The organism is Myroides marinus (assembly GCF_900109075.1).
Taxonomy (GTDB): domain Bacteria; phylum Bacteroidota; class Bacteroidia; order Flavobacteriales; family Flavobacteriaceae; genus Flavobacterium; species Flavobacterium marinum_A.
The window spans coordinates 167301-191313 of record NZ_FNYS01000003.1; the positions used below are offsets into that span (position 1 = coordinate 167301).

The 24013-nt window shown below is 31.8% G+C and carries 23 protein-coding genes; 8 read left to right on the forward strand and 15 right to left on the reverse strand.

The window, feature by feature from the left end; all coding sequences use genetic code 11:
- Positions 1-6: 6 nt before the first annotated feature.
- The 3 genes from BMX53_RS05240 (at position 7) to BMX53_RS05250 (ending at position 4074) form a co-directional block, all read left to right on the forward strand.
- Complete coding sequence (locus tag BMX53_RS05240; protein ID WP_038987322.1) at positions 7-717, forward strand: sterol desaturase family protein; 711 nt, start codon at positions 7-9, stop codon at positions 715-717.
- A 262-nt stretch (positions 718-979) separates the two neighbouring features.
- A complete protein-coding gene (locus BMX53_RS05245; protein ID WP_074744974.1) occupies positions 980-2110 on the forward strand; it encodes a hypothetical protein in 1131 nt (376 codons plus the stop codon).
- Positions 2111-2295: 185 nt separating this feature from the next.
- Complete coding sequence (locus tag BMX53_RS05250; protein ID WP_074744976.1) at positions 2296-4074, forward strand: aminopeptidase P family protein; 1779 nt, start codon at positions 2296-2298, stop codon at positions 4072-4074.
- A 53-nt stretch (positions 4075-4127) separates the two neighbouring features.
- Here BMX53_RS05250 and BMX53_RS05255 read toward each other — a convergent pair whose 3' ends face one another.
- Together BMX53_RS05255 and BMX53_RS05260 are read right to left on the reverse strand one after the other, a co-directional pair.
- Entirely contained in the window at positions 4128-4991 is an 864-nt protein-coding gene (locus BMX53_RS05255) for a hypothetical protein (RefSeq protein ID WP_038987324.1), read from the reverse strand.
- 408 nt (positions 4992-5399) lie between these two features.
- Positions 5400-5894, reverse strand: a complete 495-nt coding sequence (locus tag BMX53_RS05260) for a GNAT family N-acetyltransferase (RefSeq protein WP_038987325.1) — start codon at positions 5892-5894, stop codon at positions 5400-5402.
- A gap of 176 nt (positions 5895-6070) precedes the next feature.
- On the opposite strand from BMX53_RS05260, the gene aroC reads away from it, so the two are divergent.
- Positions 6071-7135 (forward strand): chorismate synthase, encoded by a 1065-nt coding sequence (gene aroC, locus BMX53_RS05265; protein ID WP_038987326.1) that lies wholly within the window; start codon positions 6071-6073, stop codon positions 7133-7135.
- 7 nt (positions 7136-7142) lie between these two features.
- Here aroC and BMX53_RS05270 read toward each other — a convergent pair whose 3' ends face one another.
- The 4 genes from BMX53_RS05270 to hutI are packed head-to-tail and all read right to left on the reverse strand — an operon-like array spanning position 7143 to position 11488.
- Entirely contained in the window at positions 7143-8492 is a 1350-nt protein-coding gene (locus BMX53_RS05270) for a sensor histidine kinase (RefSeq protein ID WP_038987327.1), read from the reverse strand.
- A gap of 3 nt (positions 8493-8495) precedes the next feature.
- Positions 8496-9170: a response regulator transcription factor gene (locus BMX53_RS05275; RefSeq protein ID WP_038987328.1), complete on the reverse strand. Its 675-nt coding sequence runs from the start codon at positions 9168-9170 to the stop codon at positions 8496-8498.
- A 2-nt stretch (positions 9171-9172) separates the two neighbouring features.
- Complete coding sequence (locus BMX53_RS05280; protein WP_038987329.1) at positions 9173-10216, reverse strand: formimidoylglutamase; 1044 nt, start codon at positions 10214-10216, stop codon at positions 9173-9175.
- Positions 10217-10246: 30 nt separating this feature from the next.
- Positions 10247-11488 carry an imidazolonepropionase gene (hutI, locus tag BMX53_RS05285; protein ID WP_038987330.1) on the reverse strand — a complete coding sequence of 414 codons (1242 nt, stop codon included), beginning with the start codon at positions 11486-11488 and terminating at the stop codon, positions 10247-10249.
- A 79-nt stretch (positions 11489-11567) separates the two neighbouring features.
- On the opposite strand from hutI, the gene corA reads away from it, so the two are divergent.
- Entirely contained in the window at positions 11568-12653 is a 1086-nt protein-coding gene (gene corA / locus BMX53_RS05290; protein WP_038987331.1) for a magnesium/cobalt transporter CorA, read from the forward strand.
- A gap of 1006 nt (positions 12654-13659) precedes the next feature.
- Complete coding sequence (locus tag BMX53_RS05295) at positions 13660-14694, forward strand: LLM class flavin-dependent oxidoreductase (RefSeq protein WP_074744978.1); 1035 nt, start codon at positions 13660-13662, stop codon at positions 14692-14694.
- Between the two features lie 73 nt (positions 14695-14767).
- On the opposite strand, the gene pdxR is transcribed toward BMX53_RS05295, so the two are convergent.
- The 3 genes from pdxR to BMX53_RS05310 form a co-directional block, all read right to left on the reverse strand.
- On the reverse strand, positions 14768-16180 hold the full coding sequence (gene pdxR / locus BMX53_RS05300; protein WP_074744980.1) for a MocR-like pyridoxine biosynthesis transcription factor PdxR: 1413 nt from the start codon (positions 16178-16180) through the stop codon (positions 14768-14770).
- Positions 16181-16255: 75 nt separating this feature from the next.
- The gene (locus tag BMX53_RS05305) at positions 16256-16729 is read right to left on the reverse strand and encodes a hypothetical protein (RefSeq protein WP_074744982.1); all 474 of its coding nucleotides are present in this window, start codon (positions 16727-16729) and stop codon (positions 16256-16258) included.
- A gap of 93 nt (positions 16730-16822) precedes the next feature.
- Positions 16823-17065 (reverse strand): hypothetical protein, encoded by a 243-nt coding sequence (locus BMX53_RS05310; RefSeq protein ID WP_038987335.1) that lies wholly within the window; start codon positions 17063-17065, stop codon positions 16823-16825.
- 423 nt (positions 17066-17488) lie between these two features.
- Between BMX53_RS05310 and BMX53_RS05315 the strand changes: the two genes are divergently transcribed.
- Together BMX53_RS05315 and BMX53_RS05320 are read left to right on the forward strand one after the other, a co-directional pair.
- Positions 17489-18223, forward strand: a complete 735-nt coding sequence (locus BMX53_RS05315; protein ID WP_038987336.1) for an OmpA family protein — start codon at positions 17489-17491, stop codon at positions 18221-18223.
- A gap of 148 nt (positions 18224-18371) precedes the next feature.
- Positions 18372-19055, forward strand: a complete 684-nt coding sequence (locus BMX53_RS05320; protein ID WP_038987337.1) for a phosphoribosylaminoimidazolesuccinocarboxamide synthase — start codon at positions 18372-18374, stop codon at positions 19053-19055.
- A 59-nt stretch (positions 19056-19114) separates the two neighbouring features.
- Here BMX53_RS05320 and BMX53_RS05325 read toward each other — a convergent pair whose 3' ends face one another.
- From BMX53_RS05325 to BMX53_RS05350, 6 genes are all read right to left on the reverse strand, one after another.
- Positions 19115-19354 carry a Sec-independent protein translocase subunit TatA/TatB gene (locus BMX53_RS05325; RefSeq protein WP_038987338.1) on the reverse strand — a complete coding sequence of 80 codons (240 nt, stop codon included), beginning with the start codon at positions 19352-19354 and terminating at the stop codon, positions 19115-19117.
- Positions 19355-19458: 104 nt separating this feature from the next.
- A complete protein-coding gene (locus BMX53_RS05330; protein ID WP_038987339.1) occupies positions 19459-20529 on the reverse strand; it encodes an alanine racemase in 1071 nt (356 codons plus the stop codon).
- A gap of 3 nt (positions 20530-20532) precedes the next feature.
- Complete coding sequence (locus tag BMX53_RS05335) at positions 20533-20979, reverse strand: GNAT family N-acetyltransferase (protein ID WP_038987340.1); 447 nt, start codon at positions 20977-20979, stop codon at positions 20533-20535.
- A gap of 345 nt (positions 20980-21324) precedes the next feature.
- Complete coding sequence (locus BMX53_RS05340) at positions 21325-22440, reverse strand: GNAT family N-acetyltransferase (protein WP_038987341.1); 1116 nt, start codon at positions 22438-22440, stop codon at positions 21325-21327.
- An 88-nt stretch (positions 22441-22528) separates the two neighbouring features.
- Positions 22529-23197 carry a spermidine synthase gene (locus BMX53_RS05345; protein WP_074744984.1) on the reverse strand — a complete coding sequence of 223 codons (669 nt, stop codon included), beginning with the start codon at positions 23195-23197 and terminating at the stop codon, positions 22529-22531.
- Positions 23198-23322: 125 nt separating this feature from the next.
- Positions 23323-23835 (reverse strand): helix-turn-helix domain-containing protein, encoded by a 513-nt coding sequence (locus BMX53_RS05350; RefSeq protein WP_074744986.1) that lies wholly within the window; start codon positions 23833-23835, stop codon positions 23323-23325.
- Positions 23836-24013: the final 178 nt, after the last annotated feature.

A 24013-nucleotide genomic window follows, 5' to 3' on the forward strand; every position in this document is an offset into this window, starting at 1 on the left:
AGAAATATGTTAGAAAGAATTACTGAATTAACCTTTACTGAGTTGGTTGTTTTTAGTCTAGTGTTAAACCTTATATTCTATGGGGTATCTATTGGGTTATATACACTAGCTAATCGCTTTATAAAAGGGGAGTATATACAGGATGTAAAACAAGAAATTACTAAAGGAGATATTCTATTATCACTATTTGTATTAGTGTGTAATGCTTTTGTATTAGTATTAGGAGTTTGGTTTTATAACTTAGGATATATTAAGGTAGTCGAGAATAGTACTATGCTAATAATTCTATTACAAACACTTGCGTTGGTAATAGGAATGGATTTTTTGATGTATGTCTTTCATCGTATAGCACATATACCATGGTTTTATTCATTAGTACATTTAAGACATCATCAACATACAAGCGTTAATCCAATAAGTCTTTTTGTACTTCATCCTATTGAAGCTATTGGTTTTGGTCTTTTGTTCACACTATTGCTATATCTATTTACGTTTGATACATTAGCTATAGCTTTATACTTGATTATTAATCTTATATGGGGGACGATAGGACATATAGATAAAGATGTGTTTAAGAATACTGCATTTGAGCGAATTACGCGAGATATTCTATGCTTAACTGTTTTTCACAATATCCACCACCAAGACCCCAAATGTAATTATGGTTTTTATACTTTATTATGGGATAAGTGCTTTAAGACATATAGAAAGTTATAATTTAGGGTTGTAATTAGTTGATTATAAATAGGAAACTCTTTTTTTATACATGAATAACCCCTGGATAAATATAGTTGATTTAGGTTTTTGGAAAGATAAATGATGTTGATTATTAGTTAATTATGTTTTTTATTAATTACATGTAAGTATATTCTTTTACAAGAAAGGAAACTAGATTTTAACATTTTTTCGATTGAAATTCGTAATTTTGATATACTCCTTTATCATAGAGGATGTACGATAGTATCTTTAAAAGAATAATATGAAAAAGAGTATTGCAGTTTTGGTATTGAGTATTAGCGGAGTATTATATGCACAGGAGCCTTCTGTAGTAGTTGACTCAGCACGTGTAGAAACTCTTAGGCTTAATAGTATTAACTATCTGCTTAAATCCGACGTAGTTAATGATAGTCTTAATGAAGTTGATAAAACAGCACTATATCCAAGTACAATATCTCAGTTAGGACCAGGTCTAAAGATAATAGCTTTACATGATGATCAAATAACTCCTTATATAGATATAGAGAGTAAGAAAGATACAGTGCAAGTAAAAGCTCAGTATATCAATAATAAGCTTAATAAAGGAGTGGTACTAGAACCTAATGGCGACAAGGACCTAGCTGTGGTATATTATGATAACGCTATACCTCAATATAGATATATACAAGATTGTGACTATCATTTCTATACATTTATTTCAAGTGAGTTAGATAAGAATGATGAAGTCAGAAATAAGTTCTACGATCTTGAAGAAGGTGAGTTATTGCCCTTGAAACAAGAGTATGTAGATGGAACATGGCAAGCATGGGACAAGGAACTTCAAAAAGAAGAAATAACCTTAGAAGGAATTACTATACCAGCAACACTCTATTATACGAAAGATGATAAGAAGGAGCGAATGATGTGGAAACTTACAGATAATAAAGGATTACTTCATTATGTGTTAGTACAACGAGAAGGGAGTATGATTGTTGTCTATGAACAGACTTATGATTCTGTAAAAGAGAAGAGGGGAGAGTCTTACCTAAATGTTGCTTCTTTAATCAATGTAGGTTTTGATAAAAAACGAGTGAAAGCTAGAACAGAAAATAAAGAATCTATCTCAGATATCTATTTTGAGAATTATGGAAAGCTAGATTGGAAGAAGCCCAACCAATATATCTTTGATTATATCAGAAAGTCAGACAAAAGGATGATACGATCTCGAGTTATATTAGACAAGTCAATTACAGCTAATGATATTTTCTTTGATTTTATTGTTGCTCTAGCTAATAATCCTGAATTGTTTAGAAGAGATGTAGGCTTAAAGGATTTTGATTATAGCCAGCTTATAAAAGCTAATATTATACATTTAGTAGGGGATAAGAAACCTTTATATTTATTAGAACAATAGTATTTTCATACACAGAATAGCCAAATAGAGAGTTATAATCTCTATTCGGCTATTTTTTTATATACTTAACTACTTCTTTTATAACAGTTAATCCTAGATTAGCTTTTGGCTATGAATTTAACAGATTTATCTTTTTGTAGTAGTTGTCATTTTGTACCTTTAGCTTGAAAAATTTATTAACTAGAATGACACATTTAGAAAAATTAACAGCGATACGTTCTTTAATGAAGGACAAAGGAATTGATGGATATATCATACCATCATCTGATCCTCATATTAGTGAATATTTACCAGACCATTATAAATGTATTGCTTGGACATCAGGATTTAGAGGTTCAGCAGGTACATTAGTGATTACACAAGAGTTCGCAGGACTGTGGACTGACTCACGTTATTTCGTACAAGGGCCAGCACAATTAAAAGGATCAGGATTTGAATTAGTAAAATTGAAAGTTCAACATGCACCTGAGTTTGTAACATGGTTAGGAGAGAAATTATCTGCTGGTAGTACAGTAGCATACGATGGTAATCTAGCTTCATTAGCAGTAGCTAATGCTGTAAAATCTATATTAGAGCCATTAAATATAAAAATTGATGGACATGTTGATTTATTAGACCTTATTTGGAAAGATAGACCAGCACTACCTACAGAATTAGCCTATACATTACCTATCTCTATCACAGGCCAATCTACACCTGATAAGATAGCAGCTGTACGAAAAGTATTAAAACAAAAAAGAGCAACTAGTCATTTGATCTCATCATTAGATGATTTAGCTTGGGTTCTAAATATAAGAGGAACTGATGTAAAATGTAATCCTGTAACCTTAGGATTCGTATTTATCAGTCAGGATAAAGCTATTTTATTCATTGATTCTAAGAAATTAGATAAAGGAACAGCTGAAGAATTACAAGGGTATGGTATCTTAATTAAACCATACGAAGAGGTTAGAAATTACCTTAAATCATTAAGCGCTAGTGAAACAATTTTATTAGATCCTAAGCGTACATGTTTTGCTACATATGATTCAGTGCCATCTAATGTGAAAATATTAGAGGATATGAATCCTTCTACTATGCTTAAGGCTATTAAGAATGAAGTAGAATTAAGCCATGAGAGACAAGCTATGGTTAATGATGGTGTAGCGTTAACTAAATTCTTTAAATGGATTGAAGAGAATGTTGCTTCTGGCCAATTATCAGAAATGAGTATTGCTGATCATTTAAGAGATTTACGTGCTGAACAACCAGGATTTAAAGATATCAGTTTTGATACAATCGCTGGATATAAAGATCACGGAGCTCTTCCTCACTATAAAGCTGAAGAAGATAGCAACTATAGCCTAGAGGCTAAAGGATTGTTATTAGTTGATTCAGGAGGACAGTATGAGACAGGAACTACTGATATCACACGTGTTATCTCATTAGGAGAGACTACACAAGAAGAGAAAGAAGATTATACTATCGTGCTAAAAGGAACAATAGAAGGATCTATGGCAATTTTTACTAAAGGTACTAGAGGATATCAGATTGATGCGATTACACGTCGTCCTATCTGGGCTACAATGCGTAACTATGGACATGGAACAGGGCATGGTGTAGGATTCTTCCTTAATGTGCATGAAGGGCCTCATACATTTAATGGAGCTGCTGTTGATATCGCTATCGAACCAGGAATGGTTAGTTCTATCGAACCAGGACTATATAGAGAAGGTAAACACGGTATTCGTATTGAAAACTTAGTAGTATCTAAAGATATTGCATCTAATCAGTTTGGTGATTTTATGGACTTTGAGACTATTACGATTTGTTATATAGATACTCATTTAGTTGATAAGACTTTATTAGATCAAGTACATATTGATTGGTTAAATAACTATAACCAATGGGTATATGAATCTTTAGAAGCTAAGTTATCAGCTGATGAGGCAGCTTGGTTAAAAGAAAAAACAAAAGCTATCTAATAGCTATTATTTTATAAAAAAAGGTTGGTTCTTAATTGAACCAACCTTTTTTGTTATGCCTGTATAACATTTGAGTAGCGTATAATAGGGGTATATCCATTGCTCTCAAAAGTTTGATATTCTTGTATTAAATATTCTGATGATTGATATCCACAATGATCAGCGATTTCTTTAAATGAGTTCTTTGTAAAGAATACCATTTCTAGACTTCTTATATACTTTCTTTTTTCATGGAAAGTCAGATACTCTTCTCCGAAAAAGTAGATAAAATCATTATTAAATTCTTCTAAGGATAATTTTTTATCATTGATAAATTCTGTTAGAGCTTCAATTGTATTAATCTTGTTAGAAGCTAATTCCTTATAAAGTTTTACATACTTGTTTTTATCTTTCATGTAAAAGTCTATTTCTAATAAAGAATCGTTGCCTTGATTGCGCAGGTTAAGATAGAATAAATTAAGAACTAGTTCTCCCTTATGAGAATCTCTAAAGAATATTCCTCCTAATGCACAAAGCCTATCTTTTCTGTTTAAACAATTGAATCTTACATAGTGATATTCATCACTGCTTAAATGTTTGTTCAAAATAGGTAAATCTGTCGCTAATACCTTTGTGATTTGTTCTTTAGCCTCAGGAGCTATCTTTTCAAAGTTTACTTCTCTAATTAATTTACATTCGTTGTCAAGTACTAATGAAAAAGATTGGGCATATTTCACTTCAGTTTGGTGGTCTTTTAATGTAGCATAATTAATATGCATCAGCGACTCATATAACGTTGTTGTCATTGAGTCAAAATAGTTGTAGTGAAATCTCTGCCAAGCTAGAGAGTGCTTGTTTGTTTTAATGTTGAGGCCAGCGAATTTCTCTATGAATCCTCCCAGAACATCTGAGAGTTCTTCAAATAATTCAAGTGTCATAAATTAAGTTGTTTGATTAGTTAGGTTTTGTTTTGGAAATTTATATAATATTTCTTTAAAAACAAATAACTATTCTTTAATTTATTTTTTTAGAATTATGTAGAAATTACAAATAGCTAAAAAAAACAATGATTATTTTGCGGAATAGTTAAAATGCCTATACTTGTCTCAAAGTAGATATAACAAGGGGTTAGAAGAATAAGGAATAATGTTAGGATGCCAAAGTACATTCTAGTCCTCTTAAAAATAGTCCTCGATAGATATTAGTTAAAAATGGTGAAACTAGCTTTTTTTTGAGTGAAATAATCAAGTATCTATCTCTTTTATGCCCAAAAAATATGCTTGTAAAATAAAGAAGGGATAATTATATATTCTAATTATCCCTTCTTTATTGTTTTTGTCTAGTATTTATTCTCTTGTGTAGTCCATCTGTTTACTATACCAAATTTCTCCATTTGGCAGTTCGAAAGATCTAGGAGGTGTATTTACAAAGGTAAATCCTATTTTCTTATAACACTTAATAGCTCCTATATTCCATTCGAATACATTAAGTATTACCTTTTCTCGTTTTAGTATTTCTGTAGCATATTGTACAAAGACAGTCATCATTCGTTGCCCATATCCTTTTCCTCTACTATTTCTATCTCCAATTACGATACGAGCTAGTTTGGCTATATTGTCTTCCATTAATACAATTTCTCCTACACCTATGACGACATCACTCTCAGTATCGATTGCCTTAAAGAACATAGAGTTCTCAGTCTTTAGAAAGTCGACAATTTGTTCTTCTTGTAAAGGATGTGTGAATGCGTCTCCTCCAAACTGAAATAATTCATCAGCTGAGAAGTTCCAGTTAATCATTACTGGAGTGTCATTGGTTGTAAAAGTTTCTAGTTTTATCATGTAATTATTTTAATAAAACAAAGATAGAGATAAAGTAAATAAAGAATAGACGTGGAATGTAAATAACAACATAATTAGGGATAAATGCAGTAAATATCGCTTTTAAGGCAAAAAATAACTTAATTAACAACAAGGATAATTTAGAAAAGTGGTAAACTTGTATAAAATACAATAATATGGCAGGTAATACTTATGGCAATAGATTTAGAGTAACTACATTCGGAGAATCACACGGTGTAGCGATAGGAGGTATTATAGATGGATGTCCAGCAGGTATAACGTTAGATTTAGAAGCTATCCAGCAAGAATTAGACAGACGTAAACCAGGACAATCAAAAATAGTAACTCAACGTAAAGAAGCTGATGAAGTAAAGTTTCTTTCAGGAATATTTGAAGGTAAAACTACAGGTACTCCAATTGGTTTTATGATAGAGAATACTAATTCGAAATCTAAGGATTACGACCATATTAAAGATATTTATCGCCCTAGCCATGCAGATTATGTATATGATGAGAAGTATGGTCATAGAGACCATAGAGGAGGAGGACGTAGTTCTGCTCGTGAGACTGCCAGTAGAGTAGTGGCAGGTGCGATCGCTAAACAAGTATTAAAGAATATCAAGATAACAGCTTATGTAGCCTCTGTAGGTGATATCGCTGTAGAAAAACCTTACCAAGAACTAGATTTTAAACATATAGAAGAGAATCCAGTTCGCTGTGCTGACCCAATTAAAGCAGCTCAAATGGAGGAACTGATTAAAGAGGTAAAGAAAGATGGAGACTCTATAGGAGGAACTATTATCTGTGTGATACAGAATGTGCCTGTAGGATTAGGAGAACCTGTATTTGATCGCCTAGATGCTGATTTAGCTAAGGCTATGTTGGGGATTAATGCTGTAAAAGGTGTTGAGTTTGGAAGAGGATTTGAAGGAACAAAGATGAGAGGAAGCCAACACAATGATCCTATACTACCAGATGGTACTACAACAACTAATAATGCAGGTGGTATCGTAGGTGGTATCAGTAATGGAATGGATATCTACTTTAAAGTGGCCTTTAAACCAACAGCTACATTAATGAAAGATCAACAATCTATTAATACTTCACATGAAGTAGTAACTGTACAAGGTAAAGGAAGACATGATGCTTGTGTATTACCACGTGCTGTGCCTATAGTAGAGGCGATGACAGCAGTTACTATTCTTGATTTTTATATAGAACAATTTGGTTCTAAGTTTTAAGTATTGCTTAGAACGTTAATGTAATAACTGTCCCTTGCTGTAAATCAGATGCGATATCAAAACCAATGTGATGTTGTTCAAAGATGATTGTAGCAAGGGATAGTCCTATACCACTTCCTTTAATTGTACCTACATTCTTACCGCGGTAAAAAGTCTGCTTAATAAAGGCTAATTCATCTTCTGCAATACCTTTTCCTTGATCTTTTACAATTACTTGTAAGTGATTATTTACCACACTTAGTTTTATGCTAATAGGATTGTTATTAGAGTACTTTATAGCATTTTCTATAATATTATATAGTGCTAGGTGAATTAAGGTCTCATTACCTTTATATTCAAGTTTAGAAAAATCTTCAACTTCAATATCAATGTGAATCATTGTTTTAAACTCGATTAGTTTCTCTTGTAAAGCTTCATAAATATCCCATATTAATTCATCTATACGAATTAAACCTCTATCGCATTCTGTGTGTTTTAGACCAGAGAGCAAAAGTAGATTGCTCAAGATATTTTCGATTTTATAGATGTTCTCTAAAGCATCATGTGCTACTTGTTGATATTCTGCTGGAGTTCTTTCTTTCTGTGCAAATACTTCTAGATTACCACTAATTGCAGTTAGTGGAGTCTTGAATTCATGAGACACATAATTGATAAAGTTTTTTTGTATTAAAAAAGTCTCTGATAGCCTAGTTAAAAGGTTGTTATACGTGGAGATAAGTTCTTCCAGTTCATCATTTGATTTAGGTACTTCTATACCGTGTTCTAGATTGGAATAGTTTACTTCATTTACTTGTTTAACTATGTTTTTGATAGGTTTATAAGCAATGTTAGAGATGTATCGACTTAAGAAGTAGATAGCTGCCAATCCACCTATTAGTACTAGAGATAAAATGAATACAAGGTTCTGCATTTGACCTATAAAGTCTGTAGTTGATTCTCTAGTGAAGACTACGAAATCACCTTGGTTATCGGGATAGTAAATACCGTAATAGAAGTAGTTTTTATTTTTAAAATGATGAGATTTCTCTGTACGTACAATGTTTAATTCCTCTAGGGTAAGGATAGGATCGTCTAGAAGAGAACCATATGATAATTCATTCGCTTCATCAAATACAGCTACGTTTTTAGACTGTATAGCAGCTCTAAACTCTTCTTTTATTACAGAGTGTTCACTTTGTGAGAGTTCATCCTGTTCTAAGTAATAGATAGCAGAGAGTAGGGTAGTGTTTTTAAGCGCGCGATATATTGAATCTTGAGTCTTAGAAAAATAGGCTAAGAAGATTAATAAAGAGGCAGCTAAAAAGACAATACCAAAGGCAATAGTACTATATGTAGTAAGACGAGTTCTTAGATTCATAATTTATTCTTGAAGCATATATCCAGTCCCTTTAATGGTATGAATTATTTTGCCTTCAGATTCATCTATCTTATTTCTTAGATAAGAAATGTAGACATCTACTACATTAGTATTAGTGTCAAACTGAATACCCCATACGCGTTCTAATATCTGCATACGAGAGACTACCTTATCTTTATTCTCAAGTAAAAACAGAAGTAGCTTATACTCACGAGGAGATAGATCTATTTGTTTGTTATTTTGGGTAACTAAGTGCTTTTCGGGATCTATCTTTAGATTTCTACAGATATAAAAGTGTTCTTTTTTCTCGTAGTTAAACTTAGTTCTTCTTGTTAAAGCATTTATCCTAGACAATAGTTCGCTGAAGTGAAACGGCTTAGTTAGATAATCATCTGCACCGCTATCCAGTGCAGATATTTTATCTGTAGTTTCGCTTAGAGCACTTAACATTAATATAGGGGTGTAGTTCTTCTTAAAACGGATCATTTTAGTCAACTGAATACCATCTATTCCTGGAAGCATAACATCCATAAGAATAAGATCCCAGTCAGCTCCTAAGATTAAATCTCTGGCTTGTTCACCAGAAGCTGCAAGTTCTACTTGCATACCATTTTCTTCTAAACCTTTGACGATGAAATCACTGATTCGTGTATCGTCTTCCACAAGTAGTATATTCAAGGCTAAATTCGTTCTGTATTAGATTTGATAAAATCAGTTACCAAATATGCTATTAGTTTACCTACTAAATGATTATTTTGTTCATAATCTAGAGATGGCGCTCCTTCACATAAGTGAATATAACCAACATTTCTAGACTTAGCAAAATAATGGATAAATTGTCTTAGTCTCTCAGCAGAGAAACCTGTAGGTGTGATAGCACTACTAGCTACCATAGGTACTGCATCTAGATCTATTTCAATTCCGTATGTGTTGTTGTCTATATGTTTTTGAGCAGTTAATAGTTCAGTATCAAAAGACTTTTCTTTTCTAATTCTGATCTGCTCATATGTATTGTATTTAACTCTATCCGCATGGAGTTTTATATCATTAAACACTGTTTTAGAAGTATAATTCTCATGTAAACCAAAGATGAAGTAATTCTTTAAAAACCCTTCTTCAAAAGCATAAGAGAAACCATTACCACTATGACGTCCTTCTAAAGGTCTAAAATCTGTATGCGCATCAAAGTTAACTACATTGATAGGTTTACCTTTTGCTAATGCAGTTCCTTTAATATTACCGTAAGAGTTATTGTGGCCACCACCGATTACAATTGGAATCTTTCCTGCTTTTACAATATTAGCAATAGTATGAGACACTTCTTTATCTATAAGAGAAACTAGTTCGAAAAGTCTTTTTCTATCTTCTCTATTGTTTGGATCTAATTTATTAGCTTCTTCTTGTTCCTCAGCGAAGTCAAGATGTCCGATTAAAGTTACCCAACTTCCTTTGCAGAAGCGATTGTGTTGAATATTTAAAAAGCTATTTAAAAAAGATTGCCAAGCAGTAGAAGTTCCAGAACGACCTAGATTAGCTTTTACACCAATATCTTCAGGCAACCCAATCACAGCATAACGAGCATCCAGAGCTGCAAGTTCATTGTGCCAACTATCAGGGGATTCTAATGTGTGTATTCTCTCACCAAACTTAATTTCACCACTTCTGAATTTAGTTAATGAAGCCAAGTCGCTTTTTTTGAATAATTTTAGCCTTTGTTTATTCATAATTAGTAAGTTGTCGAGCTGTTATATCTATTATTTTTGTATTTGTCCATTAAGGATTACCTGATCTATATGGTTAGTACCAAATGCATAAGGTAACTCATAGAACGAATGTAATGGTTTTGTAATAATTAAACTTGCTTTTTTACCTTTTGTTATACTTCCATATTCTTTTTCTACTCCCATAGCATAGGCTCCATTAATAGTTGCAGCATTAATAGCTTCCTCTGGTGTCATCTTCATCTTAATACATGCAGTTGCTACTACGAAGTTCATATTTCCAGATGGAGTTGTACCAGGATTAGAATCAGAAGCTAAAGCTAATGGCAGTCCAGCCTCTATCATTTTACGAGCAGGTGTATAAGGAATAGAGATAAAGAAAGAACAAGTAGGAAGCGCTACAGGCATTGTCTTACTTCCTTTTAATATCTCGATATCTTCATCAGTCACTATTTCTAGGTGATCTACTGATAACGCACCATTCTTAACGCAAGTTTCTATACCTCCGATAGCCGTGAACTGATTTACGTGTACTTTAGCAATAAGCCCGTATTGTTGGCCTGCTTTCATAATACGTTCCGTTTCTTCACAAGAGAAATATCCCGTCTCTAAGAATGCATCGACATACTCTGCTAGATTTTCTTTAGCGATAGCAGGTATCATCTCATTTACAATTAAATCTATATATCCTTCGTGATTATCTTTAAACTCAGTAGGGAAAGCGTGTGCACCTAAGAATGTTGACTTAATAGCGATAGGGTAAGTATCTTTAAGTTTTTTAATCACTCTTAGCATTTTAAGTTCTGCTTCTAGTGTTAGGCCGTATCCTGACTTGATTTCTACTGCACCAGTACCTTGACTGATTACTTCTTCTAATCTTTTACGCGATTGTTCATATAAGTCCTCTTCTGATGTTTCTTGAAGTTTTTTAGCAGAATTAAGGATACCACCGCCTCTGTTAAAAATCTCTTCATAACTAAGCCCGTTGATTCTATCTACGAACTCTAGTTCTCTGTTACCAGCATATACTAGGTGTGTATGGCTATCTACCCAAGTCGGTAACACAGTTTTTCCAGTAGCGTCAATGATTTGATCTACAGTACTATCTGTAGGACAATTATCCATAGTACCATAATCTGCTATAAGGTCATTCTCTATAAGTATATATGCATTGTCTAGTTTAGGAAGTACTTTCATCTCATTACCAGCTACCATTGAGATAGCGATCTCTCTTACTTGAAGTATTTCTTTAATATTTTTAATCAGCAGTTTCATAGTTGTTATCGTTGTTTTTTTAGTTTTAAATATCGATTAAAAGTCTAAAAACTTTTATCTTTAAGCAAATTTACAAAATGTGAGACGAGTTAAATATAAGAAAACTAGAAAACTTCAGCCCAATTCTCTTGAATATTCAGGTTCTTTTCCTGAAGTTCCTATATCTATGCAGTTATTTATATACGATGAGGGAACTTTTGAAGAATATAATGATTTAAGTCTGAAAGAGATAGAGCAAATTATGTTGACAGCGTCTCCCTCTGCTGTAAAATGGTTTAATCTACACGGATTACACGATATAGCTTTACTTAAGGAAGTAGGAAACTTCTTTAAAATAGAAGCATATATCATGGCGGAGATACTTAACTTCTCTAGGAGGACTAGGGTAGAAGAACTTGACAATACTTTATTCTTTAGTGTTAAAGCTATCTTACCTTATCAAGATGATGAGGCTACATTAGATATAGAACAAATCAGTTTCATACTACAAGATAATGTTCTGTTATCTTTTCAAGAGAAAAGAGGAGCATTTTTTAATTTAATAAGAGAGCGTATCCGCACTAAAACGGGACAAATCAGAAAGAAAGATGCTGGGTATTTGTTATATGGCTTATTAGATTCATTGATGGAAAGTTATTTTGTTGCTTTAGATTTAATCGAGGATAATGTAGAGCATGTACTTATAGAGGCAAGAACCAAGTATCACAAAGATATATTAGTACGAATAGAAGAGTATACACAACAATTGCAAGAAGTAAAACGAGCGATTATTCCGCTTAGAGAGGTACTCTATAACTTAAAGTCTCAACATGATAAAAAGAACACTGACTGTGTTATTAGTAAAGCAAGTATAGCCTTCTTTGATAGATTACAGTACAAGAGTTATGAAATGTTAGATCAGATAGATTACAACTTAAACAAACTAGATAGTGCTACTAATTATTTCTTTTCATCTCAGAGTAATAGGATGAATGAAATTATGAAAGTATTGACTATAGTATCTGTTATCTTTATTCCCCTAACTTTTATAGTAGGGGTATACGGAATGAACTTTGAGAACATGCCAGAGCTAAAGACAGAGAATGGATATTTTTATACAATAGGAGTGATGATAACTCTGGTTATTGTGATGATCAGTTACTTTAAATGGCGTAAGTGGTTTTAATCTTGTTTAGAAATAATTGAGTTAGAATGTAACTACTACAATAAAATGGACTGAACAGCTAAAAAAGATATAGTTATTTTAATAGTGTTTTGTTTATTACTTCCACTTAGTTCCATTTTTCACCCTTATTATCTCAATACTTCTACTTTTTTCCATTTTATTCCATTCTGAATGGTGGGGTATTTTTTTGATAATCAGCATTTTGTTGTTTTTTTTTGTAAATACGTTTGTTCGGAAAGCCTGCGGAAGAGTTCAGTATTTCTTCGGAAAGAGGGCTTGTTTTTCGAAGAACTCCCAAAGACTGCCCAATGAAGTTCCGAACAAAACTTATTTTAGCAAAAAGTTTCCTGTTTAATGAACTACCTTATTCAAGGAAAATTTATAATTCTTACAGTTTTCGAAAGCTTGTGATGAAAATATAATAAATAAAAAAAAGCTCTATCAACAACAATAGAGCTTTAATAATAGGAAACAACATTATAACTTAAATAGAACAAAGTTCTATGATAGTTCTTTTTTAAATAATTCCTTTTTTCTGAATAGAAAAAGAAATGTATGCATTCACAATTTACAATATATTATTGAAAATCAATTATTAATTTGTTCAAATTGTGAACATTAGTTTTAATCAGGATTATTATGTTTTCTAATTAACTCCCTAAAACTTACTATACAAAAGTATAAAAAAGGCTTTGTATAAAATCCTAAACAGACGCTAAAACTTGGTAAAATAGTGCTTTTTGCGAAATACAATTGAGGATTGTTAATCTGTATGGTTTATGATTTCAAATTATATTAAAAAACGAGAGGTTTTCTAATTAAATAATAAATATTCTAACTGATAAAAGCATCTTTATGTCTCTTTCTTTAACGAAAAAGAGGAGAATGTAGATTTTATTAGAGAATATTTAATATTTAGAAGAAAAACGAGTAGTAAAGTAGTTAATCTAGATTAAGTAGATTCTGTTTTTATTGATGTAATTTTATACTAATAAAAAGCAACATTATGGAAATAGGAATAAGTATGTTTGGAGATCTAAGATTTGACAAACAAAACAATAGTTATCAATTAGCAGGACAACGTATAAATGAGATTATAGAAGAAGTTAAGTTGATGGATGAAGTAGGGCTAGATGTTTTCGGAATTGGAGAGCATCACCGCGCGGACTATGCTGTATCTGCTCCAGATATTATTTTAGCAGGGGCCGCTACTGTAACCAAAAATATTAAACTTACTAGCGCAGTAACAGTATTGAGCTCAGATGACCCAGTGAGAGTATATGAGGCTTTCTCTACTGTGAATGCAATGTCTAACGGAAGAGCTGAAATTACAGTAGGACGAGGTAGTTTTATAGAATCATTCCCTCTGTTTGGATATGATTTGAATGACTATAATGAGTTATTTACAGAAAAACTGAACCTACTTTTAAATATCAATTGGGCAGATGGACCACTGACATGGACAGGAAAACACAGACCTTCATTAAAAGATCAAGAAGTCTTTCCTAAAAGTGAGATCCCAATGGATGTTTGGATTGCAGCAGGTGGTACACCAGAGTCTGTATTAAGAGCTGCTAAATTAGGTTTGCCTTTAGTATTCGCTATTATAGGAGGTATGCCAGAACAATATAAACCATTTTTTGAATACTATAAACAGGAATATATCAAAGCAGGTCATGATATTAATAAGATGCAGATAGCAACTCACTCTCACGGCTTAGTAGGTGCTGATGGAAATGCTCTAGCCAGAGAATACTTCGCTACTTATAAAGATCAGATGGATAGAATAGGTGCTTCTAGAGGATGGCAACCCTATACGTATGAGCAGTATGAAGGAGGTAGAAGTAGAGATGGTGCTCTGTTTATCGGAGATGCTAACCAAGTAGTAGATAAGATATTATATCACCAAGAGATGTTCGGTCTGACGAGATGGTTAATGCACAGTGATTTAGGAGCTCCTGATCATTTGACCCAAATGAAATCAATCGAACTATTAGGAACTAAAATTGCTCCTGAAGTGAAAAAAGCGTTGGCAAAATAATTGCTAAGAATCCAATATATCAATAAACCCCTCTTATAGCGCTTAATATGGCGACTATAAGAGGGGTGTTTTGTTATAAGTATTTTTTCAGAATGAGTATAGCTTCTTCTATCTGCTGTTCTGTCAGAGAACCAAAGCTAAAACGTATCCCTTGTAAATCGGGAAGGTATGAAAATCGCTCTGGTCCCATAAATTTAATCTTTTCCTTATCTAATTTAGATTTTAGTATTTGCCATTCGATTTGTTTTAAAGGAATTAACCAAATAGCCAAACCTCCATCTGCTATAGTGTAATCAACTTGTCCTTTTAGGTGTGTATTTAATAGATCGGCTGTTAAGTCTCTTTTATTTTTATAAAAACTATGTGCTTTTTTGAGATGTTTTCTGATAGTACCATCCTCCATAAGTTGTAATACAGCTTGCTCCATAATATTATCTCCCTGTACATCAATGATATTTCGTAGTTCACCAATCTTAGTAATTAGATTACTATCTGTAGCAATATATCCTATACGCAGTGAGGGAGCCACTACTTTACTTAACGTTCCAATATAGGCGTAGTGATTAATATTCGGTAAGCTACTGATAGGCATAATGGGTCTATGACCATAGTGAAATTCATAGTCATAGTCATCTTCAATAATGGTGAAGTTATATTGATTAGATAATTCTATCAGTTTATATCTTCTCTGTAGGCTTAATGTAGCAGTAGTAGGGTACTGATGGTGAGGTGTGACATAGATTGCCTTAATATTTTTATGTGTTTTTAGGTAATCTTCTACTTGATCAATATCAATACCATTACTATCAACGTTAGCATATAGAAGATTTGCTCCAGCGTGTTCGAAGGTATTCCAGGCTTTTTTATACCCTGGATGTTCCACTATGACATAGTCATTTGGTTTTAAAAGTACTTGAGCTATCAGATACATCGCCATCTGACTACCTCTAGTGATACATATCTCATCAGCTGAAACCTGCATTCCTCTTAAATGATTAAGCATCTTACTGATATGCTCTCTAAAGTCGAGTAAACCAAGAGAAGAGGAGTACCCCATCATTTGCCATTTACCTTTTCGCTTAAATATTTGACGATAAGCTCTAGCTAGCTCCTCTACAGGAGCTATAGAAGTGTCAGGATTTCCATCATCTACTTTTATAGTATAATTTATAATAGTGCTCTGTTCTGATGCTATTGGCTTGTTTTTAGATTGACTTACCTCATTTTTAGAAAGTTTAGATACAAATGTCCCACTACGAGAGCGTGACTCAATCCAGCCCTCACTAAGTAGTACATCATAAGCTTCTATAACTGTATTTCTATTTACCCCTATTATTTCAGCTAGCTTGCGGCTGCCAGGTAAGGCTTCTTCTTCTCTTAGTTGCCCAAGCTTAATTGCCTCTATGATAGCATCAGCTATCTGTAGATAAATAGCTTTTTTATCAGAATTATTTAATTGGATTTGGAGGGGCCAAGGTCTTAACATTGTGGACTAGTATTTTTGATAATAGTATGCTTAATTACTAGTCCAAATATACAAGTAAAAAGAATAAAAAGATTGTTATTTCTTAGTATTGATTTTGGCACAATTTAATTGTCGATCTATACAATTAACTCCATCATTTTTAGGATAACATAGTGTAGAGTTACTAGGAGTCACACAGTGATTATTACTGATAATTAAGAACTCTACATTAATTCTAGGGATATATACTAGATGTGCTAAGGAAACAATATTGTAAGAAGGAGTTTTAAAGAGGAAGTAATACTCGTGATTATACTCGGTTATTTCTATTATATCTTTAGAAAGAGAGGAAATCATAAGGTGAGGAGCAAAGAACTTTATTATATCTTGCTTTAATTCTTTCTCTTTGATGAGTAACTGATAAGATTTGTTGTTACTAGTATCATAGTTGATTCTTATTATATTTCTTTCATTAAGTGTCCTTTTTTTATAAGCTAAGTTTGTATCTACTTTAGTCTGAGCAGAGAGAGTTAGAGAAGTTAGAAGCAGAAGAAAGAGAAATGCTCTCATAGTCAAGTTTATTGATATGATAAATGAGCACAAATTCTATTCCATAAATGAGATGAAAAGTTAGTAAGGTAAAAAAGTAATCTTATGTAAGTCTTAAAATTGAATCATATAGTACTTAATTTTTCTCTTTCTAAAAAAGAAGGAGTACTTATACTTAAACACGGGTATGATTATAAATCCTTTTTGCTTTAATTTTTTGGCTAATGAGACAGGAAGATTACTTATTATACAAGAGTTTTTCCCTTTTATGGCACAATCTTTTAGCTTGTTTATAATTATTTTGTATTGATCATTAAGCGCATTTTCTGCTATATTATTTAATTCTGCTGCAGTCATGATTTTCTTAATTACATAGATGTTGTTGATACAAAATTAAATAAATGAGAAAAAAATCAGCTGTTTGTGTTTTATTTTTAAATGATACTTAAATAGTTAACATGATTTAATGATTGATTATTATGTTAGAAGTATAACTACTAAAACGCTCCCTTTTAGTTCGTTGAAAGTAATGAACATATCTCTATAAATTAACAATGGAAGGAAAAATAAATAGTTAATATGATTTATTGTTTGTTTTTATTCATTTGAATATCTAGTTGTGTTGTTATAATCTTATATATAACATTGATATGTTGTATTAATTGTAAAAGATTAATTCAAGATTTAAATAAAAACCTAAGAGTGTTAAAAATTATAAAATAATGTCTATTTTTGTAATAGTGTAACTAACAATATTGTTTTGTGTTTACAATAAAGGATATGAAGAAATTACAATTTATTGCTTTAGGAGCAGCCTTATTAAGTTTTGTGTCTGTATCAGCTCAAAAGATAGAGGGAAGAGTTTTTGATAAGAAAACCAATAACCCTATTACAGAAGGTGAAGTGACATTCTATAATAATAGTGGAGAGAGAATAGCTACAGTATATACAACAAGTGAAGGGACTTATTCTTTTGAGCCTAAAAATGTTAAAGAGGTACATAAAGTATCAACTGCTGCTAAAAACTATAGTAAAGCTGAAGTCCTAATCAATCAGATGGAGAAAGGAGTTATTGCTAATTTTGGATTAACATCTAGTACTGGAGAACCGACTAAAGCGTATGCTAATGTAACTGAAAATATAAGTGCTTCAGGAACTTATACAGGTAAATATGACAATAGTACATTACCTTCTTTTTACTATGATTTTAATAGTTCTTACTTAAATCAAGATAATAAGAATACAGTAGACGAAATCGTGTCTTATATGTATAATAATCGAGATGCTAAGGTAAGAGTTCATGTTTACTTTGATACTAGAGGGAATGCTAAGTATGACGAATGGTTATCTGAGCGTAGAGCTGATAGAGTTATCAACTATCTTGTTATGAAAGGAATAAATCCATCTAGATTAATGAAATGGGTTGAAACTGTAAATTCTAATATTCCTCCTAAAGGACCTAATCCTAAAGGTGGTGGATGGGAAAGTAGAAGATGTGATTTCGATATAATTTAATAGTTATTATAAATTAGTGAAGCTCTGAAACAGTAATGTTTCGGAGCTTTTTTATTACGATAAGATGGAGTAAATAAATTGTTTATAAATAATGAAGAGTTGGGACATTTGTCTTATTTTTGAGCTTTAATAACAACACTAACAAAAAATGACACTAAAGTATCAAGGGAAGACTAAAGATGTATATAGTCTACCAAACAATCAGGTTCTTTTAAAATTTAAAGATGATGTAACAGGAGAGAATGGAGTATTTGATCCAGGAGCTAACACAGTTGGATTAACAATTGATGGAGCTGGTAAAAGTGGATTAAAGATGACCAAACACTTCTTCGAAGTATTAGCTGCTAAAAATGTAGTAACTCACTATGTTTCTGCTGATATTGAGGATGTATCAATGATAGTAAAAGAAGCAACTCCGTTCGGAAAAGGACTAGAAGTAATCTGTAGATATAGAGCAGTGGGTAGTTTCTTTAGAAGATATGGTGCTTACTGTACTGAAGGACAACCTCTAGATAGCTTTGTAGAAGTTACGATTAAAGATGATGAAAGAGCTGATCCAACAATCTCTGATGATGCATTAGAAATGTTAGGTATCTTATCTAAAGAGGAGTATGCTGTCCTGAAAGAACGTACAAAACAAATTTGTCAAATCATTAAAGATGAATTAGCTACTAAGAATTTAGAGTTATACGATATTAAGTTAGAGTTTGGTAGAGATAAGGCTACGAATGAAATTATCTTAATAGATGAAATTTCTGGAGGGAATATGAGAGTGTATAAAGAAGGTGTTTATATCGCTCCTCTGGATTTAGAGAAAGATTTCTTGAAATAATAGATATAAATAAAAAAGGGATATTACTAAGTAATATCCCTTTTATTTTGCTTAAATCCCTATTTTACAGACTCGTTTTCTGTGTCTATAGTGCTTTTAGACTCTGTAACTGCTTCTTTAGCCATTGCAGAGTTTGTATTAGTTTCTCTAGTAGCTTGTTTGAATTCTTTAATTCCTGTTCCAAGTCCTTTCATTAATTCTGGAATTTTTTTACCTCCAAAAAGTAATAAAGCTATTGCAACAACAACTATTAATTCTGAAGGAGCTACTCCTCCTAAAGGGATGATTGTTGAAATCATATTGCAAAGTTATTTTGATTGAGAGAAACAAATGTAATTAAGAGATTTATTACATAAATATTTTTTAACATGATTTTAATTGTGATTTATTCAATCAAAAGCTCTTATGTTACAACTTTGGTAATATAATTCGAGTTCATAATTCTTAATATTCCCATATAATTCATGTGAAATGAAATAGTATCTCCAACTTTCAGACTGTTAGGGTTGTCCTGTAAGTCTATCACCATCATATCTGAGCTAGAACCTACAAATGTAATAGCGGTATTAATAGGGGTGATGTGAGCCTCTTCAATATCTAATAAGCCTAAATCTATAATAGCTCTATAGTTAACGCTATTTTCCCACGCAGGGTCTAGTTCTACTTTCTCACCTGTCATTTTTAGACCTATTTCTCCATCTGGCATCATTGGCTTTTCATGAAGTTCGATGATTTCAGCATGTAAGGTAAAGACATTTTGTTTGAAGTCTTCATACTCTGTATTATCATAAGCATTGGTTCCCATAAATAAGGTTTCACCAATTCGGAAGTGATTGATATCGGCTGGTAATGTTTTATTTAGAACAAGTGGAATAGTTACTGATGCTCCACCTGATAAATAAGGTATCTTACGATTAAACTTAAGCTCTAGAAGTTCTTTATATAGGCTTAACTGGATAAGCTTATCCTGATTAGGTAGAACACCATACATACAGGTTAGATTAGTTCCTAAACCAATAACTTCAATATTTGGCAGTGTAAATACCTGTTTGTAAAAGTCAATTAGCTCTTCTCTTAACACTCCTTCTCTAAGTTCTCCAAGCTCTACCATAATGACTATCTTATGTGTTTTATTCTGCTTAGTCGCTTCTTCTGATAGAAGTTTTATAGTTTCTAATTCTGTATTGAAACTAATATCTGCATATTCTATTATCTCATCAATACTTCCATTAGGAGCAGGTTTGATGTAAATAGTTTCAATAGACTGGTTTAGTTTCTTTATCATTTTTAGATTAGAAACTCTAGAATCGCATATTTGTTTAGGATTAAGCGCTAATACTTCCTTTAAGAATGTCTCATTACCACACAGTAGTTTCCCTACAACAGCCCAGTCAATTCCTTTATGCTTAAATAGTGTATCAAGATTGTTGAAGTTGTGTTTTAATTTTTCGGTATCTAATGTTATAAAAGCCATCTATTACTCTCTAGTTAATCTCATTTCGATATATTTCTTCTCAAATCCTTTTCTTTCATAAAGGTTTTGAGCAGGATTATCTCTGTCAACGTGTAAGGCAATAGACCCTTTAGCTTCTGTTTTTACTCTATCTAGTAATTGCCCCCCTAAACCTTGTCCTCGTACACTAGCATCAATAGCTAGATATACTAGGATGTGTTCTGGAATAAAACCATCCATAAGTGTATCTAATAATACAGCGATACCAACAATATTATCATTAGAATCTGTTGCATATAGTATAAAACCACCAGGTTTGTCATTTTTAGCTAGGGCATAGTGAATTGCTTTTAAAATGTCTTCTTTCTTATCTCCATATTGTTCTAAATGTTGATATAGGAAATTACAGTATTGCTCAATCTGAGTATCAGCAGGCGTATTAAATTTGTTTATTTTATGGATTGTAAGCATAAAAATAATGGATTTGATGCTTATTTAGGCTTAAAACAAAAGATGTAGACAAAAAAGAAAGGGTAGTAAATTAACCCTTGATTTGAAAGTAGAAAAATAAAAACATTAGTTGTTTTTATTGAATATCTCTTCTAATAAAATAGCTAAATAAGCTTGATTAAATAAATTCGATTTCTGTAAAATTAATAAAACAATGCCGTTTTGGCAAATATTAATGTGTTTTATTGTAAAAAGTATACTGTTTTAGACCTGTTTTTCTTCTTGATTTGAAGCTGTATTAAAAGGATGAACTTAAGTAAATTGTATAAAAAAAGCTAGTAGGTAACTCTACTAGCCTTTAATGAATTAGATATCTAATCTATATGTTTTTCTTTCTTTGTGTATCTCTGGATTTAATTGTTTCCAAAGTTGTTGAATTTTATTGTTCTCAACTAATAGTGGGTTTGTTTCAACAAAAGTAATATTGTGTTTTTGAAAACATTTAAATATCTCTTCAAATATGACAGCTGTCACTCCTTTATTTCTATATTCAGGATCTACACCAATTAGATAAAACTCTGCGTGATTGTTTTTCTTTATCGCTTGCAGTAGGTGCCAAAATCCAAAAGGGAATAGTTTACCATTCGCTTTTTGGAAGGCTCTAGAAAAAGAAGGCATCGTTATGGCAAATGCTATCATCTTATTGTTTTCGTCCATGATACAAGAAATATAATCTGGATGAATAAACTGAAGGTATTTCTTTTTATAGTGTTCTACTTGGAATGGTTCAATAGGTACAAAGCTTTGTAAGTCAGCGTATGTTTTGTTTAACAATGCAAACATTTCATCTACATAAGGCATTAGCTCTTTTATAGAATTAAATTCAAGGACCTTAACTTTATATCTGTCTCTTACTAGTTTTGACATTTTATTGATCTTCTCTTTGTCAAATAGAGTAAGATCAAGCTTGTATTCTAGCCATTCAGCCTCAGGTTTGAAACCTAATTGCTCCATATGTTTAGGATAGTATTCATAATTGTATAATCCTATCATTGTAGCGATGTAATCAAAACCTTTAGTAAGCATTCCTGCTTTATCCATATTAGAAAATCCCATAGGACCTTCTATATATTCCATCTTTTGACTTTTTCCAAACTCAATAACGGTGTCTATTAAAGCTTTAGTTACTTCAATATCATCAATCATCTCAAGCCATCCAAAGCGTACTTTTGGTTTGTGAAGGTCTTTTACTTCTGTCCAGTTAATACAACAAGCAACACGTCCTACAATTTCATTATTTTTATATGCTAAGTAGAAGTGTACGTCTACAGTTTTAAAAATATCGTTATTCTTATCAAAACTTTTGACTTCTTCTTTTATCATAGAAGGAACCCAATACTTATTGTCTTTATATAGTTTAAAAGGGAACTTGACAAACTCTTTTATTTCATTAGCTGTCTTCGCTTCTCTAATCTCAATCATTTTCTTATTTGTTTTATTAACCTCAGTTGATACAAAGATACTTATTTGTGATATTGACCCACTATGTTTATCTGAATAATCAGTTTAGTTACTGTAGTTTTTTTATGGTAAGTAACTCATTGTATTTTTGTTGTTTTGGGTAAGCTCTTATAGAGTAATTCTCTTTCGGGAATAGGGTAGAGTAATTCTCATTTCTAACCTCATCCTCTTTGTTTAAGACAATTGTGTTGAATAATATAAAACCATTGATATTAAGAATCTGCTGAAGTTTCTCAACAAAATAACTTTCAAAAAGAAAGGCTGGCATTCTTGCATCTTGAAAGATGTCTATAATGATAAGATCATAAGAATTCGTAGATCGAAGTACAAATTCAAATGCGTCAATATTGTGTATGGTATGATTGTCGTGATATTGCTTTAAATTAAAATACTTGTTGCCTATAAACAATATAGCTTCGTCTAGTTCAACACTGTCTATATTGTTTTGATATTTTATTTCATCTCGCAATGTTTTTAGTACTCCACCTGCACCTAGACCTAAAATAAGAACATTGTTCATCTTTTTGATTTTTTCAAAACCTATAAAAGCCAAACCATTCTTTAATACTTTCTCTAGATTACCATAAGAGTAATTGGTGTGTTTGGTATCTACTACTAAATTTCCATCTACCCATGTTACCTCTAGTCGCTGACTTACTTTTGAAGGAACTCTCTTTTCTATAATAGGTGTAAAATAACTAAGGATTCTTTTTATCATTTTCTAGTTAATCTTTATGCTCAAAGATAAATTAAATATTACTTATAATTAATGGAAGGCGTTTAATAACGATGATAAAAAAACGACTTTTCTATTATTAAATCTAGCTAGTTCAAATGTTAAAATTAACGAGGTTTGAACTGACTAAAAGTTCCATCTTTATAAAAAATAACCACCTGTTCTATGTCTCCTTTGTTTGATCCAAAAGCAAAATTAGGGAAGGGATCTTCCTGTTCTTTTTCTTCTTTTTTCTCTTTAATTACAGTGTTTATTTCTTGTTCAAAGTGCTCAATTTCTTTAGTAGCTATTTTAGGTTTTTCGACTACTTCATCGTTCGAAAAAAGATCGTTTGAATAGGTTGATGAGATAGGAGGAGAAGCAGGAGTTTGAATAATTTTTGTGATAGTAGTAGTGTTGTCTTTGTCCAAATAATTACCTGTTCCTTTTAATAACCACTCTAAACTTAGCTCTGGAAAAGCGTCATTTATTTTAAGGATAAAGTCTAAACTAGGCTTGTTTCGACCTGACAGTAGGTGAGATAAACTAGACCTTTGTACCCCAATTTTGTCAGCAAAAGAAGAGGCCGTATGGTCAAAGTTATTAAGTAAAAATTCAAGTCTGTTTACAAAGTTATCCATAGTGATTTGTTTATAAAAGTAAATAGTTCTAGTGTTTACAAATGTAATACATATGATAATATTACAAATGTATACATAATTATTATTGTAAACAATAGTAAATCTTTACTTTATGTAGATGAATTTAATTGATTGAAAATAAGTAATTTAAATATAGTTGTTTATGATTGTAAACTTG

Bases quoted from the DNA above. Each gene is read 5' to 3' on its own strand.
- BMX53_RS05240 (WP_038987322.1), top strand. From the start codon at position 7: ATGTTAGAAAGAATTACTGAATTAACCTTTACTGAGTTGGTTGTTTTT.
- BMX53_RS05245 (WP_074744974.1), top strand. From the start codon at position 980: ATGAAAAAGAGTATTGCAGTTTTGGTATTGAGTATTAGCGGAGTATTA.
- BMX53_RS05250 (WP_074744976.1), top strand. From the start codon at position 2,296: ATGACACATTTAGAAAAATTAACAGCGATACGTTCTTTAATGAAGGAC.
- BMX53_RS05255 (WP_038987324.1), bottom strand. From the start codon at position 4,991: ATGACACTTGAATTATTTGAAGAACTCTCAGATGTTCTGGGAGGATTC.
- BMX53_RS05260 (WP_038987325.1), bottom strand. From the start codon at position 5,894: ATGATAAAACTAGAAACTTTTACAACCAATGACACTCCAGTAATGATT.
- aroC (WP_038987326.1), top strand. From the start codon at position 6,071: ATGGCAGGTAATACTTATGGCAATAGATTTAGAGTAACTACATTCGGA.
- BMX53_RS05270 (WP_038987327.1), bottom strand. From the start codon at position 8,492: ATGAATCTAAGAACTCGTCTTACTACATATAGTACTATTGCCTTTGGT.
- BMX53_RS05280 (WP_038987329.1), bottom strand. From the start codon at position 10,216: ATGAATAAACAAAGGCTAAAATTATTCAAAAAAAGCGACTTGGCTTCA.
- hutI (WP_038987330.1), bottom strand. From the start codon at position 11,488: ATGAAACTGCTGATTAAAAATATTAAAGAAATACTTCAAGTAAGAGAG.
- BMX53_RS05295 (WP_074744978.1), top strand. From the start codon at position 13,660: ATGGAAATAGGAATAAGTATGTTTGGAGATCTAAGATTTGACAAACAA.
- pdxR (WP_074744980.1), bottom strand. From the start codon at position 16,180: ATGTTAAGACCTTGGCCCCTCCAAATCCAATTAAATAATTCTGATAAA.
- BMX53_RS05305 (WP_074744982.1), bottom strand. From the start codon at position 16,729: ATGAGAGCATTTCTCTTTCTTCTGCTTCTAACTTCTCTAACTCTCTCT.
- BMX53_RS05310 (WP_038987335.1), bottom strand. From the start codon at position 17,065: ATGACTGCAGCAGAATTAAATAATATAGCAGAAAATGCGCTTAATGAT.
- BMX53_RS05315 (WP_038987336.1), top strand. From the start codon at position 17,489: ATGAAGAAATTACAATTTATTGCTTTAGGAGCAGCCTTATTAAGTTTT.
- BMX53_RS05320 (WP_038987337.1), top strand. From the start codon at position 18,372: ATGACACTAAAGTATCAAGGGAAGACTAAAGATGTATATAGTCTACCA.
- BMX53_RS05325 (WP_038987338.1), bottom strand. From the start codon at position 19,354: ATGATTTCAACAATCATCCCTTTAGGAGGAGTAGCTCCTTCAGAATTA.
- BMX53_RS05330 (WP_038987339.1), bottom strand. From the start codon at position 20,529: ATGGCTTTTATAACATTAGATACCGAAAAATTAAAACACAACTTCAAC.
- BMX53_RS05335 (WP_038987340.1), bottom strand. From the start codon at position 20,979: ATGCTTACAATCCATAAAATAAACAAATTTAATACGCCTGCTGATACT.
- BMX53_RS05340 (WP_038987341.1), bottom strand. From the start codon at position 22,440: ATGATTGAGATTAGAGAAGCGAAGACAGCTAATGAAATAAAAGAGTTT.
- BMX53_RS05345 (WP_074744984.1), bottom strand. From the start codon at position 23,197: ATGATAAAAAGAATCCTTAGTTATTTTACACCTATTATAGAAAAGAGA.
- BMX53_RS05350 (WP_074744986.1), bottom strand. From the start codon at position 23,835: ATGGATAACTTTGTAAACAGACTTGAATTTTTACTTAATAACTTTGAC.